The sequence below is a fragment of the Sphingomonas sp. Leaf357 genome (assembly GCF_001423845.1).
GTDB lineage: Bacteria > Pseudomonadota > Alphaproteobacteria > Sphingomonadales > Sphingomonadaceae > Sphingomonas.
The window spans coordinates 551,724-564,733 of record NZ_LMPM01000001.1 but is presented as its reverse complement, the minus strand read 5'-3'; the positions used below and the strand labels follow the sequence as shown (position 1 = coordinate 564,733).

The 13,010-nt window shown below is 63.8% G+C and carries 16 protein-coding genes; 8 read left to right on the top strand and 8 right to left on the bottom strand.

Features of this window, described 5'->3' with window-relative positions:
• Positions 1-62: 62 nt before the first annotated feature.
• Complete coding sequence (locus tag ASG11_RS02725) at positions 63-1,874, top strand: peptide MFS transporter (RefSeq protein WP_055774855.1); 1,812 nt, start codon at positions 63-65, stop codon at positions 1,872-1,874.
• A gap of 21 nt (positions 1,875-1,895) precedes the next feature.
• Here ASG11_RS02725 and ASG11_RS02720 read toward each other — a convergent pair whose 3' ends face one another.
• Together ASG11_RS02720 and ASG11_RS02715 are read right to left on the bottom strand one after the other, a co-directional pair.
• Positions 1,896-3,989, bottom strand: a complete 2,094-nt coding sequence (locus ASG11_RS02720; protein ID WP_055774852.1) for a RelA/SpoT family protein — start codon at positions 3,987-3,989, stop codon at positions 1,896-1,898.
• A 48-nt stretch (positions 3,990-4,037) separates the two neighbouring features.
• Positions 4,038-4,340: a CC_3452 family protein gene (locus ASG11_RS02715; protein ID WP_055780134.1), complete on the bottom strand. Its 303-nt coding sequence runs from the start codon at positions 4,338-4,340 to the stop codon at positions 4,038-4,040.
• Between the two features lie 131 nt (positions 4,341-4,471).
• On the opposite strand from ASG11_RS02715, the gene ASG11_RS02710 reads away from it, so the two are divergent.
• Positions 4,472-4,963, top strand: a complete 492-nt coding sequence (locus ASG11_RS02710) for a winged helix-turn-helix transcriptional regulator (protein ID WP_055774848.1) — start codon at positions 4,472-4,474, stop codon at positions 4,961-4,963.
• A 64-nt stretch (positions 4,964-5,027) separates the two neighbouring features.
• Here the strand turns inward: ASG11_RS02710 and ASG11_RS02705 are convergent, their stop codons facing one another.
• The 3 genes from ASG11_RS02705 to ASG11_RS02695 are packed head-to-tail and all read right to left on the bottom strand — an operon-like array spanning position 5,028 to position 6,339.
• Positions 5,028-5,447: an acyl-CoA thioesterase gene (locus ASG11_RS02705; protein ID WP_055774846.1), complete on the bottom strand. Its 420-nt coding sequence runs from the start codon at positions 5,445-5,447 to the stop codon at positions 5,028-5,030.
• Positions 5,444-6,073, bottom strand: coding sequence for a hypothetical protein (locus ASG11_RS02700; RefSeq protein ID WP_055780131.1), 630 nt, complete (start codon positions 6,071-6,073; stop codon positions 5,444-5,446). Before ASG11_RS02700 ends, ASG11_RS02705 begins: the two co-directional genes overlap by 4 nt.
• Positions 6,070-6,339 (bottom strand): DUF3572 domain-containing protein, encoded by a 270-nt coding sequence (locus ASG11_RS02695; protein WP_055780128.1) that lies wholly within the window; start codon positions 6,337-6,339, stop codon positions 6,070-6,072. Before ASG11_RS02695 ends, ASG11_RS02700 begins: the two co-directional genes overlap by 4 nt.
• A 43-nt stretch (positions 6,340-6,382) precedes the next feature.
• On the opposite strand from ASG11_RS02695, the gene ASG11_RS02690 reads away from it, so the two are divergent.
• Complete coding sequence (locus ASG11_RS02690) at positions 6,383-6,748, top strand: response regulator (protein WP_055774843.1); 366 nt, start codon at positions 6,383-6,385, stop codon at positions 6,746-6,748.
• Between the two features lie 450 nt (positions 6,749-7,198).
• On the opposite strand, the gene rpmG is transcribed toward ASG11_RS02690, so the two are convergent.
• Entirely contained in the window at positions 7,199-7,366 is a 168-nt protein-coding gene (gene rpmG / locus ASG11_RS02685) for a 50S ribosomal protein L33 (protein ID WP_055774840.1), read from the bottom strand.
• A 177-nt stretch (positions 7,367-7,543) separates the two neighbouring features.
• Between rpmG and ASG11_RS02680 the strand changes: the two genes are divergently transcribed.
• The 3 genes from ASG11_RS02680 (at position 7,544) to ASG11_RS02670 (ending at position 9,050) form a co-directional block, all read left to right on the top strand.
• Positions 7,544-7,876 (top strand): hypothetical protein, encoded by a 333-nt coding sequence (locus ASG11_RS02680; RefSeq protein WP_055774837.1) that lies wholly within the window; start codon positions 7,544-7,546, stop codon positions 7,874-7,876.
• A 4-nt stretch (positions 7,877-7,880) separates the two neighbouring features.
• Positions 7,881-8,447, top strand: a complete 567-nt coding sequence (locus tag ASG11_RS02675; RefSeq protein WP_055774835.1) for a TMEM165/GDT1 family protein — start codon at positions 7,881-7,883, stop codon at positions 8,445-8,447.
• A gap of 105 nt (positions 8,448-8,552) precedes the next feature.
• Positions 8,553-9,050: a Dps family protein gene (locus ASG11_RS02670; RefSeq protein ID WP_055774832.1), complete on the top strand. Its 498-nt coding sequence runs from the start codon at positions 8,553-8,555 to the stop codon at positions 9,048-9,050.
• On the opposite strand, the gene ASG11_RS02665 is transcribed toward ASG11_RS02670, so the two are convergent.
• Positions 9,047-9,922 carry a metallophosphoesterase gene (locus ASG11_RS02665; RefSeq protein ID WP_236697357.1) on the bottom strand — a complete coding sequence of 292 codons (876 nt, stop codon included), beginning with the start codon at positions 9,920-9,922 and terminating at the stop codon, positions 9,047-9,049. The genes ASG11_RS02670 and ASG11_RS02665 overlap by 4 nt on opposite strands.
• A gap of 49 nt (positions 9,923-9,971) precedes the next feature.
• Between ASG11_RS02665 and ASG11_RS02660 the strand changes: the two genes are divergently transcribed.
• A complete protein-coding gene (locus ASG11_RS02660; protein ID WP_055780121.1) occupies positions 9,972-11,567 on the top strand; it encodes a cisplatin damage response ATP-dependent DNA ligase in 1,596 nt (531 codons plus the stop codon).
• Here ASG11_RS02660 and ASG11_RS02655 read toward each other — a convergent pair whose 3' ends face one another.
• A complete protein-coding gene (locus tag ASG11_RS02655; protein WP_055780118.1) occupies positions 11,568-12,077 on the bottom strand; it encodes a thioredoxin family protein in 510 nt (169 codons plus the stop codon).
• A gap of 152 nt (positions 12,078-12,229) precedes the next feature.
• Here ASG11_RS02655 and ASG11_RS02650 point away from each other — a divergent pair, with 152 nt between their 5' ends.
• Complete coding sequence (locus ASG11_RS02650) at positions 12,230-12,652, top strand: GFA family protein (RefSeq protein WP_055774827.1); 423 nt, start codon at positions 12,230-12,232, stop codon at positions 12,650-12,652.
• The last annotated feature ends 358 nt before the right edge of the window (positions 12,653-13,010 follow it).

Here is a 13,010-nt window from a genome sequence, read left to right as displayed (position 1 = left end):
TCCGCGCGCATCAAGGTGCCGCTCTCGACGGTGCCGCCAAGTGTTTCAGGGAGCTTAAAAAGATGGTCGACACCCCCACCGCGGATTCCCGCGGCGAGCCGGATATCAGCCACGTCAATCCGGCCGAAACCAAGACCTGGTTCGGCCATCCTGCGTCGCTGTTCTGGCTGTTTGGCACCGAGATGTGGGAGCGCTTCGGCTATTACGGCATGCGCGCCCTCCTGACGCTATATCTCACCAAGCATTTCGTGCTGGGTGATCGCGCATCGACCGGATTGTACGGCGGATATACTGCGCTCGTCTATCTCACTCCTCTCGTCGGGGGCTTGATTGCGGACCAGTATCTTGGTGCCAAGCGAGCGGTTCGCTTCGGCGCAATCCTGATGGCGATAGGCTATTTCACGCTTGCGTTCGGCGGGCAGTCGGCGAGGCCTTATCAGGTGATCGACGGCACGCGCTATGAAGTGCTTATCGAGAATTTTCGCGACGCGCCGACCAGCGATGCGAAGGAAGCGCGCTATTTGATCGACGGTGCGCAAAAGTTAAAAATGCAAGGCAATGAGGATGGCAGCCTTGCATTGCTGGCCGCTAATGGCAGCGTTGCCAAAACCGTACCCGCCGGCCATTTCGTCGAAGGAGCGGACCGCAGCCCGATCCTCGTCACGATCCTGCTGATCGCGCTGTCGTTGATCTCGGTCGGCAACGGCTTTTTCAAACCCAATATCTCTACCATGGTCGGCGAGCTCTACGCTCATGGGGACCGCCGCCGCGACGCAGGGTTCACGATCTTCTACATGGGCATCAACACCGGCTCGATCCTCGGCCAGTTCCTCTGCGCATTCTTCGCAGATTCGTTCGGCTGGCCGTTGGGCCTTGGTTTGGCAGGCGTGGCGATGCTGATCTCCTTCTTCATGATCAGCTATCATGGCGGTCGATTGGACGGCATCGGCAATACGCCTATGCGCAGTGGCCCAGATCGCTCAATGCTGATCTACCTAGGCGCGTTGGTCGCGGTGCCTGTCATGTATTTCCTTTTTGTAAATCTGATGAGCGCGGAGACGCCAGTCGAGGGATCCGGCTTCATCGGCTATCTCGTTTCGCTGTCGCTGATGGGCAAATTGCTGTTCGGCACTTTCCTGATCAGCGTTCCCGGCATCTTGATCTGGTCTTTCGCCAACGGCACGCGCAAAGAATTTCAGATGATGCTGGCGGCTATGGTGCTGGTCGTATTCAACGTTTTCTTCTGGACGCTGTTTGAGCAGGCTGGGTCGAGCCTCACGCTATTTGCCGACCGCAACACCGACCGCAGCGTATTTGGCTTGTTCAGCCTGTCCGCGCCTCAAACGCAGAATTTCAACCCAATCGCGATCGTATTGCTAGCACCTGTCATGAGCGCCCTGTGGGGCGTTTTGTCACGGCGCAACTTGGAGCCATCGATACCCATCAAGTTTGCCATCGCGCTAATGGCGGTCGGCGCGGGCTTTCTGTTCCTCGTGTGGGGTTCGACCTTTGCCGGCACCGATTTCAAGGTCGGCCTCTGGTGGCTCGCCGGCCTTTATGTGATCCACTCGATTGCGGAATTATGCATTTCGCCGGTCGGCCTATCGATGATTACCAAATTGTCGATCGCACGTGTTGTCGGGCTGATGATGGGCGTATGGTTTCTGTCGATCTCGGTTGCGCAGTATTTTGCGGGTATCGTTGCCCAGTTCGCAAGCGTTGATACGGTAGGCGGACAGGTGACCAATTTGAAGGTCAGCCTCGACACATATACAGGGACATTCACAACGATCGCGTGGATCGCAATAACTGCAGGCCTCCTGCTGCTGCTGTTGTCCTGGCCGCTCAAGAAGTGGATGCACGGCATAAACTAGGCCCGGACGGTGGGGCTGGGTTCAGACCCGCTCCACCGCATTCACCGCATCGGCGGCACGTAAAGCGCCGATCACGCGCATCAGATGCTGCGCGTCGTGCACCTCGACGTCGATCGTGTTGGTGTGGAAACCGGTATCGCGATTGTCGAGCCGCAGATTGACGATGTTGGCCATCTGCGCGCCGATGATCGTCGCGATCGTGCCCAGCGCACCGGGCTCGTTCTTGACCTCGACCAGGATGCGGCCCGTCGCGCCTTCGGTCTTGTCGCCCCAGGCGAGATCGACCCAATCGGCATCGTCCGCCGCCGCCAGCACCGGGCAATCGATCGTATGCACCTCGATTCCCGCATCGGGCCGACGCAGGCCGACGATGCGGTCCCCCGGCACCGGATGGCAGCATTCGGCCAAATCGAACGCGACGCCGGGCGTCAGCCCACGGATCGAGATCGCGCTGGATTGCGGCGGCAGCTCGCGCAGGGCATCGGCCCCCGCCGATCCCGGCATCAGCGCCTCCATCACCTGCGCATCGGTCACGCGCCGCCGGGCGATCGCCTCCATCAAGGCCGCCTCGTCGGCAAGCTTCAGCCGGGTCAGCGCCGCCTTCTGCGCGTCCGCCGCCATGGTCGCGGGCAAACGCACGACCAGTTCGTCGTAGATCTTGCGCCCCAGCGCCTGGGTCTCCTCACGCTCCTTCAGGCGCAGATGGCGGCGGATGCCGGCCAGCGCCTTGCCGGTGATCGCAAAGTTGAGCCAGGCCGGTTGCGGCTCCTGCGCCTTGGAGCGCAGGATCTGCACCTGATCGCCATTGTCGATCGGCGTGCGCAACTGCACCACGCGCCCGTTGATCTTGGCACCGACCGCCTGATCGCCAAGGTCGGTATGCACGGCATAGGCGAAATCGACCGGCGTCGCGCCCTTGGGCAACTGGATCAATTCCCCCTTCGGCGTGAAGGCGAAGATGCGATCCTGATACATCGCCATCTTGGTGTGTTCGAGCAACTCCTCCGGGCTTTCCGCCGTGTCGAGGATCTCGACCAGGTCGCGGATCCAGCTGACCTGGGTCTCCGGCTTCACCTTGTCCTGCTTGTAGGCCCAGTGCGCGGCAAGGCCGAGTTCGGCCTCCTCGTGCATCGCCTCGGTGCGGATCTGGATTTCCACGCGCGTATTGTCGGCATGGATCACCGACGTATGCAGCGAACGGTACCCGTTGCGCTTGGGCGTCGAGATGTAATCCTTGAACCGTCCTGGCACCATCGGCCAGCGACGATGGATCTGGCCCAGCGCGGCGTAGCAATCCTCTTCCGTCGGCACGATCGCGCGGAACGCCATGATGTCGGAGAGCTGTTCGAAGCTGATGTGACGTTCCTGCATCTTCTTCCAGATGCTGTACGGATGCTTTTCGCGGCCCGAGATATCGGCATTGATGCCATGCCGGCCGAGCAACAGCTTCAGTCCCGACCCGATCTTGGCGATGCGATCCCCGCCGCCACCGGTCTTCAGCGACTCCAGCCGGCGAGTGATCGATTCGTACGCTTCCGGCTCGAGTTGCGCGAAGGCGAGCGTCTGCATCTCCTTCATGAATTCGTACATGCCGATCCGCTCGGCCAGCGGCGCGTAGATATCCATCGTCTCGCGCGCGATGCGGCGGCGTTTCTCCGGCTTGGCGATATGATGCAGCGTGCGCATGTTGTGCAGCCGATCCGCCAGCTTCACCAGCAACACGCGGATATCGCCCGACATTGCGAGCAGGAACTTGCGCAGATTCTCCGCCGCGCGCTCGTTCTCGGTCTGCGCCTCGATCTTGCTGAGCTTAGTCACGCCATCGACGAGACGCGCGACATCGGGACCGAACAGCGAGGTGATCTGTTCGATCGTCGCGACCGTATCCTCGACCGTATCGTGCAGGATCGCGGTGGCGATGGTCTGATCGTCGAGGTGCAGCTCGGTCAGGATACCGGCGACTTCGATCGGATGGCTGAAATAGGGATCGCCGGACGCACGCTTCTGCGTGCCGTGCGCATTCACCGAAAAAACGTAAGCGCGGTTGAGCAACGCCTCGTCGGCGTCGGGATCGTAGCTCAAAACCCGATCGATGAGTTCGTATTGCCGCAGCACGCGCCCACAATGTGGCCGCGTGCCGCTGCTTTGCAACACAAGTTTCAGTTATTTGGCGCGCGCATTGCACTTCGCCAGCGCGGCCTCGTCGAACGCCTTGCCGTCGGCCGCGAAGCTCGTCAGCGCGCCATAGCGCTTGACGACCTGCTCGCACACGATCGGCGCGCGCGTCGTGGACGCGGGGGCGGTGCATACGCCGTCGGCGCACTTCCACATCACGCCGGCGGTGATCGAGCTGACCTTGGCCGGCGCAGCGACCGGCTTGGCATCGTAAAAGCCCGCACTTGCAGCAGAAACGGCGAGCAGGGCAGACGCGGCGAGCGTGGTGGCGAAAGAAGCAAAACGGATCATCATGACCTCCCGAATATATTGCGCAGCACAATAGGTTGCTAAAGGCCACTTATGCCTATAGGTTGCCGCTTGCAACTGAAAATCGATAAATCGTTGCGACCCTTTTCGGAAATGCGATAGGCTGCGGGATTATGGGCGAAAAATTACGCGAACCGCTGCGCGACCTGGCCGAATGCAGCCTGCCCGCCGCGCTGGAAGCGATGGGCGAACGCTGGTCGTTCCTGATCCTGCGCGGGTCGTTCAACGGCCTGCGCCATTTCGAGGAGTTCCAGTCCGAACTGGGCATCGCGCGCAACATTCTCGCCAACCGCCTGTCCCGGCTGGTCGAACATGGCATCCTCAAGCGCGATGCGCTGCCCGAGGATCGCCGCAAGATCGAATATCGCCTGACCGACAAGGGCGAGGCCCTGCTGCCGACGATGCTGGCGCTGCGCCAATGGGGCGAACGCTGGGAAACCGGCTATGCCGCGTCCCCCGTGCTGGTCGACAAACGCGACATGCGCCCGATCGCCCCGATCCTGGTGCGGGCCTGGGACGGGCGTGCGCTGAGCAAGGGTGAACTGGTCTGGGCCCTGCCCGAGGATGTGGCGACCGGGGAGCCCCACGCCGAGGCCGCGGAATAAAGTCAGGTACCAGACCCCTTTCTCGTCCTCCCCGCCTGCGCGGGGTGACGGAAGAATTCGTGTCTTAACTTCCCGCCAGCCGCTCCAGATACGCGCGCACCGCCGCGCCGTGCGCCACCGGCCGTCCGGTCGCCAGATCGACGTTCACGATCACCATATTGACCGTACAGTGCAATTCGCCGGTGATCGCGTGGCACAGGTCGAAGCGCTGCGTCAGGCTGCTATTGCCGATGCGGTCGATCGCCACGAACGCCTCGATCTCGTCGCCGAGCCGGAAGGGTTTGAGATAATCGATCTCGGTGCGGCGCACGTTGAATTCGGTGTCCTGCCATTCCGGCAGCGCCTCGATCCCGGTCCACGGCCAGAATTCAGTGACGGCGACATCGACATATTCGAGATAGCGCGAGTTAAAGACGATCTTCTGCCCGTCTATCTCGGCATAGCGCACCTTGAAGCGCGTCGAGAAGGTGAACCCCTCCCTCATATCGCGTCCGCCGGCACTCCGGCGACGAAGCGTTCCATGATCCACACCTCCGCATCGTTCCAGTCGTCGATGCGGGCATGCGCAGCCGGCGCCTTGGCGACGTGCGGTGCCATGGCCGGTTCCGAGATCATGTGGAGACGGTGGACTTCCGGAGCGTGGCGGGCGACCGACTCGTGATGGATCGCCAGATCGTCGACGAACACCGTGACGCTCGGATCATATTCCGCGATCAGCCGCGCGACCGGCGTGCCCTTGCCGCCCTGATTGCATTCCACGCGGTGCTGGATGCCGAACCTGGCCAGCTGCTCGATGCGCGGCTGGCGGCAGACGTCCTGCAGATTGGTCAGCACGACGATATCGGCGATCTCGGACAGCGCCGCCAACGCTTCGCGCGCATGCGGGACCAAGGTCTGGCGATCCATCTCGGCCGGGAAGAAGCCGTCGAGCATCCCCCACATATCCTCGCGGGTCAGCGCCGGGCCGCCGCCACGCCGTTGCATCGCGGTCGAGAAATCGCCGCCGCCGATGGTGAAATCGACATCGTGAGTCTCGCCCAGCCAGACGCCGAAATGCCGCACCATGTGCAGCAGCACCTCGTCGCAATCGGTGATCAGCAGCGGCTTTATGCGTCCAGCTCCCCGCGCGCCGCAACCAGGGCCGCCGGGGTTACGCCGAGCCCGTCGGCGCAGGCGATCAGGTCCGGCTCGTGATTCTCCAGGAAACTCAAAGTCGCGGCGAGCACCGCCGGGTCGCTCGCCCGCGTGCGGAGGTCGGCGGGCGTCAGGCCGGTCACGTCGAGCAGGCGGATGGCGCGTTCCGGCTCCACCAAGGTCCATACCAAGGCGCGTAACGCGAGCGCGCTTGCGTCTTCATTTGTCTCGGACGCGCGCATTGCCTATCACTCTCGCATTATCGGCTGGAAGGATCGTGCGGGCGTGGCAAAAAGGGTGCTCGTTGTCGAGGACAATGAACTCAACTTGAAGCTGTTCTGCGATCTGTTGCGCGCGCACGAATATCTCCCCGAAGGAGTCCGCGACGGCCGCGAAGCGGTCGACCGCGCCCGCGATTTCCGGCCCGACCTGGTCATCATGGACATCCAGTTGCCGCATGTCAGCGGATACGAACTGATCCTGCAGCTGAAGGCGGACGCGACGCTGCGATCGATCCCGATCATGGCCGTCACCGCCTATGCCGGCCGCGACGACGAGGACCGCATACGCGCGGCGGGGGCGGATTCCTACGTGTCGAAACCGATTTCGCTGGCGCGCTTCGTGGACGAGGTGAGCGGGCTACTGCCTTAGTGCTTGATGACTCTGGTGCGAATTGCGCCTTCCTTCAATCGTCAATCCCGCGAAGGCGGGAGTCCATAGTCATCGCCCTTTGGGAAACTCACTCGGTTCAGCCGGTATGGATTCCCGCCTTCGCGGGAATGACGGAGTATGTGGCTCAACCTTCCGTCACATGATTTAGCGCCGAGCGACAGTCAGCCGTTGGAGTGCATTTTGTTCTCTACTCACCGTCACCCCGGACCTGTTCCGGGGTCCACCGTGCCGCAAACTCGCCGTCCAATTCACTGTTCGTATCGAAAGCCGCCTCGTGGACCCCGGAACAGGTCCGGGGTGACGAAAAATGCTTAATGTCGATCCGTCCCAGAGATTTCATCCAGGCAGACAAAAGCAAAAAGCCGCAAGGCTTGCGCCCGCGGCTCGGCATCCCGGAGACGGGAACCGGTGGCTCACGCCACCGCAAGATCACTTGATCTTGGTTTCCTTGAACTCGACATGCTTGCGCACGACGGGATCGTACTTCGAGAAGCTCAGCTTCTCGGTCTTGGTGCGCGGATTCTTCTTCGTGACGTAGAAGAAGCCCGTGTCTGCCGTGCTCAGCAGCTTGATCTTGACGGTGGTCGGCTTTGCCATGACCCGAATTCCTGAATCTGTAAAAAAGCAAAAGCGGCAGACGCGCTGCCGCTCACAAGCCGCGTCCGTTGGGCCAAGCGCGCGGCCAAGTCAAGTCCGACGTGCTTCCAAACGGCTCTTCACGGCCTGTTTACCATCACCGGTGCACGCTCGCGACCTTAAGCGGGAGCGTGGGGCATGGTACAAAAAAGAGCGGTGGGCGGAACACTCGGCAGCGTCCGGGAGGAGCTGGCGGCGCGAATCGGCATGCTCGATGCGTGCATCGGCCTGAAACGCCCCGACGACCTAGCGCGCGAGATCGATGCGATCCGCGATCTCGCCAATAGAAACGGCATGCGCCCCGCCGTCACCGTCGCGCAGGCGCTGGAGATGGCGCTGGCACGCGGCGAGCGCGGGCCGCTGATCCATGGCTGGCTCGCCATCCTGCGCGACGCGATCGGCAGCGAACGGCACGACGATGCCGCCTGCGACACGTTCCGCGCCGCCTGCGCCGTGCGCATGTTCGGATGATGTCTTGGACGCATTGATGGCGGCTTTGGTCGCGGCGCTGATGGCGCAGGCGACCGACCGCACCCCCTGGCTGACCGCGATTCTCGCCACCCGATTCGGCCGGCCCGGCGCGGTGATCCTCGGCACGGCGATCGCGCTGGCAATCGGCAATGCGATCGCGGCGGTGTGCGGCGTCCTGATCGCGACGCAGATGTCGCCCAATGCGCGCGACCTGTTCCTCGCCATCGCCCTGATCTTCGCCGGCGGATCGTGCCTGGTGGCGATCAAGCCGCCCGAACGACTCGACAGCTGGAAGATCGGCGCGTTCGCCACCAGCCTGTTCGGCGTGGCCATCCTGGCGCTCGGGGATCGCAGCCAGTTCATCACGCTGGCGATCACGGCGCGCAGCCCCTCGCCCGTGCTCGCCGCGATCGGCGCGACGATCGGCGCGCTGGCGATCAATGTCCCCGCGATCCTGCTCGGCGAGCCAGCGCGCCGCAAGCTGCCGATCACCGCCGCACGCTTCGTGGTCGCCGCGATCTTCCTGGTCGCCGGTCTCGTCATGGCCTTGGGCGCGATCCGGCTGATCTGACCGGTCGATCAGACCAATCGGGCATTTCGGACAAGCTGGGTGGAGCGTTTCGGCTATCGGATCGTTATCGCAACGACTCCATTCCCAATCATCAGGACCCTATCCATGGCCGATCCCGTCGCCCCGCTGAAGACTCCGACCGACATCAAGAGCAATGCCGCCAAATCCGTCGCCGAGGCGCTGAACGGCATCCTCGCCGACAGCTTCGCTTTGTATCTCAAGACCAAGAATTTCCACTGGCACGTTTCCGGCCCGCATTTTCGCGACTATCATCTGATGCTCGACGATCAGGCGACCCAGATCCTGGGCACAACCGACGCGATCGCCGAGCGCGTGCGCAAGACCGGCAACACCACCTTGCGCTCGATCGGCGATATCGCGCGCCACCAGACGATCAAGGACAATGACGACAGCTTCGTCAGCCCGACCGACATGCTGGTCGAGTTGCGCGAGGACAATCTGAAACTGGTCGAGGCGTTGCGCGAGGCGAAGGAGATCGTCGACGATGCCAAGGACAATGCGACCAGCGGCATCCTCGACGAATGGACCGACCTGGCCGAGGAACGCGCCTGGTTCCTGTTCGAAGCCAGCCGCAACGGCTAAGGCTCAGGTCGCGTTGCCGCCGGGCCGAGGGTCAGCACCCAGAGGTCCGGCGGCGCGTCGATTCGGATCGGCAAGATGCTGGTCCCGACCCCGCTGGTGACGACCACCTTGTCCCGGCCCGCGGACGATACGCCACACCGGAATGTCGTCCGGTGATCGATCAGCGTCAGTACGGGCCCCAGCCCCGGCACCGCGATCTGCCCGCAATGCGTATGCCCGGCCACGATCAGGCGTGGGCCGTTATCCGGCAATCGGGTCTCGAGACTGTGCCTCCGCATCGCGCGCACCGCATCGGGATCGTGCATCATCACGATCCGCGCCCCGGGCAGCGACGCCAATGCCCGCATCGTTCCTGGGATATCACCGTGGCGATGGCCGATATCGTCGATCCCGCCGATCGCCAGCGGCCCGCGCCGGGTCGCCTCGTTCTTCAGCACCGTGATGTTCGCCCTGGCCAGCGTGCGGAGCACCGCCGCCACGTCCGTTCCGTAGTCGTGGTTGCCCAGTACCGCGACGACGCCCAGCGGCGCGCGCAATCGCGACAGGCCGGCGGCGAGATCGGCTGACGATGCCCGGGCCAGATCGGCGGTGTGGCCGGCGATGAAATCGCCAGCGATCAGGACGATGTCGGGCTTCAGCGCGTCGATCCGCTCGACGATCCTCCCCAGCCGCTGCCGCCCCATCGCCAGATTGCCGAAATGCACGTCGCTGATCAGCACCGCCCGCACCGGCTTCGCGCCGGCCGGCCAGTCGGCGAGCGGCAATGTGATCCGCCGTACCGCCGGATCGCGCCGCGCCTCGGACAGGCCGTAGAGCGCGACGGCCAGCGCGATCAGGACGCAGGCGCCCAGAATTTTGAAGATCGTCCGCACATCCGCGCCCTAGCGGGAGCGGGAGCGCCGCGCCATGCGTTGTGCCGCCATGCGTGCCTTTGCCGATCTGCTCGATGCCCTGATCTACACGCGTTCGCGGAACGCCAAGTTGAAGCTGATCGGCGATTATCTGCGCGTCACGCCCGATCCCGATCGCGGCTGGGCGATCGCCGCGCTGACCGGCGACCTCGACCTGCCCGGCGTAAAGCCGGCCGTGATCCGGGCGCTGATCGAGGCGCGGGTCGATCCCGTGCTGTACCGCATGAGCCGCGATTATGTCGGCGACAGTGCCGAGACGATTGCCCTGCTGTGGCCCACGCCCCCCGTCCCCCCGGCCGAGGCGGAACCTTTGACCATCACGCAGGCGGTGGAGAGGCTGAATGCGCTGTCGCGCTCGGACGCCCCAGCGGCGCTGGCCGGCATGCTCGACCGGCTGGATGCCGAGGAACGTTTCGCCTTGCTCAAGATGGCGACCGGCGCGTTGCGCATCGGGGTCAGCGCGCGGCTGGCCAAGACCGCGCTCGCTACCGCGTTCGGCATCGATGTCGAGGCGGTGGAGGAAGTGTGGCACGGCATCGACCCGCCTTACGCCGCGCTGTTCGCCTGGGCGGAGGGAACAGGAGAGCAGCCGACCGCCGCCGACGTGCCGGTGTTCCGCCCGTTCATGCTCGCGCATCCGCTGGAGGATCTGCGCGTCGATCTCGCCGATTATGCCGCCGAGTGGAAATGGGACGGGATCCGCGTGCAGATCGTCCATGTTGCGGGGGAGACGCGGCTGTTCAGCCGCACCGGCGACGACGTGACCGGCAGCTTCCCCGACGTGGCGCGTGCCTTCACCACGCCCGGCGTGATCGACGGCGAACTGCTGGTGAAAGGCGAGCATCAGGGCGGCACGCTGGAGGATGGCGGGGGCGCGGCGAGCTTCAACGCGCTCCAGCAGCGGCTGGGCCGCAAGATCGTCTCGGCGAAGATGCTGACGGAGTATCCCGCCTTCGCGCGCATCTACGATATCCTGTTCGACGGCGCGGAGGATCTGCGCGAACTGCCCTGGACGGAGCGGCGCGTGCGGCTCGAGGCGTTCGTCGCGAAGCTCGACCCCGACCGCTTCGATCTCAGCCAGGTGATCGAGGCGGAGGATTTCACCGCGCTCGAAGGCATCCGCGCCGGTGCGCGCGACGCCGCGATCGAGGGCGTGATGCTGAAGCGACGCAATTCGCCCTACGTCACCGGGCGGCGTGTGGGGCTATGGTACAAATGGAAGCGCGATCCGCTGACCGCGGATTGCGTGATGATGTACGCGCAGCGCGGCTCGGGCCGTCGCTCATCGTTCTACAGCGACTACACGTTCGGCTGCTGGACCGAGGATGGCGAGCTGCTCCCGGTGGGCAAGGCCTATTCGGGCATCACCGACGAGGAGTTGAAGATGCTCGACAAGTTCGTGCGGGGCCACACGCTCAACCGGTTCGGCCCGGTGCGCGAGGTCGAGAAGACGCTGGTGCTGGAGATCGCCTTCGATTCGATCCACGAATCGAAACGCCACAAATCCGGCGTCGCGATGCGCTTCCCCCGGATCGCGCGGATCAGGACCGACAAACCGGCCGCCGAAGCGGATACGGTGGCCGGGCTTAGACGCCTGATCGTCTGATCACTTCACCCATCGCGCCAGCCAGTCGGCCAGTCCCTGCGGGCTCATGCTGCGCGCATCGGCCAGCGCGGCGGTGCGGCCGGCATTGATCAGCTTGTCGGTGCGTGGATCGACGATCAGCAGGTTGGGCACGCCTTCCAGCCGCTTGGTGATGCCGTAATGCGCGGGCACCTGAAGGTTCTTGTCGAACCGGCCGATATCGACCGTGACGATCTCGTAATGCTTGTCGACGAATCCCTTCAGCGTGGGCGTATCCATCGTGCCGGCGAGCAGGCGGCAATCGAGGCACCAGTTTCCGCCGAGGTCGATCAGCAGCAATTTACGCCGTGCCTTCGCCCGCGCCTTGGCGGCGGCGACCTGCGCGTCGGCATTGGCCTGTTCGTCGTACGGCAGCGGCAAGGGCTTGGCGAGTTGCTCGAAACTCGCGATGCCGACGCGCGGCGGGGTGGCGGCATTGGCGGCGGGCACGATCAGCGCGAGCGCGGCGAACGTAGCGAGGATATGGCGCATCGAAATCTCCTTGGGACGCGGCACGTTATCACGGCAACCGAGCAGGATTCGAACAACTTTGCCTTTGCGCGTCGAAGCAAACGCCATCGCCTACCCGATACGCCGAAACCCGACGACTTTCGGGCCGGCGGCGGCGCTGCTAGACGGCGGGGATGATCGAACTTTCGTGCCTGTGCGGGCAGATCCGCGTCGAGATGGGCAAGCGTCCGGACTTCATCCACGAGTGCAACTGTACGTTGTGCAGCAAGACGGGCGCGCGCTGGGGCTATTTCGATCCGTCCGACGTGCGCGTCGACGGCAGGACGAAGGGCTATAGTCGATCCGACAAGGACGATCCGTCGGCGGAAATCCGCTTCTGCGCGACATGCGGATCGACCACCCATTTCGTGCTGACCGACGGGGCCGTGGCGAAATTCGGCAACACGATGATGGGCGTCAACATGGCGCTGGCCGACGAACGCGATCTGGCCGGGATAGAATTGCGCTTCCCCGACGGGCGAGCGTGGGACGGAGCGGGCGAGTTCGGCTATGTGCGGGAGGCACGCGTCATCGGAGAGGCCGCAATCGTGCAATGACGTCGGGGCCGAATGTCTTTGCAGTTCAGCACTATTTTCGCAATTTCGACCTCGGCGATACGGGCGAAGGTCACACAAAGTCACACGCTATCGGGGATTGTACGCGCCCGTATACGGGCAGCGCACCGATAATCAGAACGGATAAGGAAGACTGGCATATCCGAGGGTTGTAGGACAGTGCGAGTATCCAGGTCTGGCGACAAAAGCCGTGCGGTTTTTGACCATGGGTGCTGACAAACCGGTGACCGGATGATAGAAAAGCCGCGTCGAGAAGGACCAGAACGGCATCGGTAAGCCCGTTCCCTCGCAAGAGGCTCCGTGCCGCCGCAAGGCGGCCCCGCGACAAGCAACCGGCGCG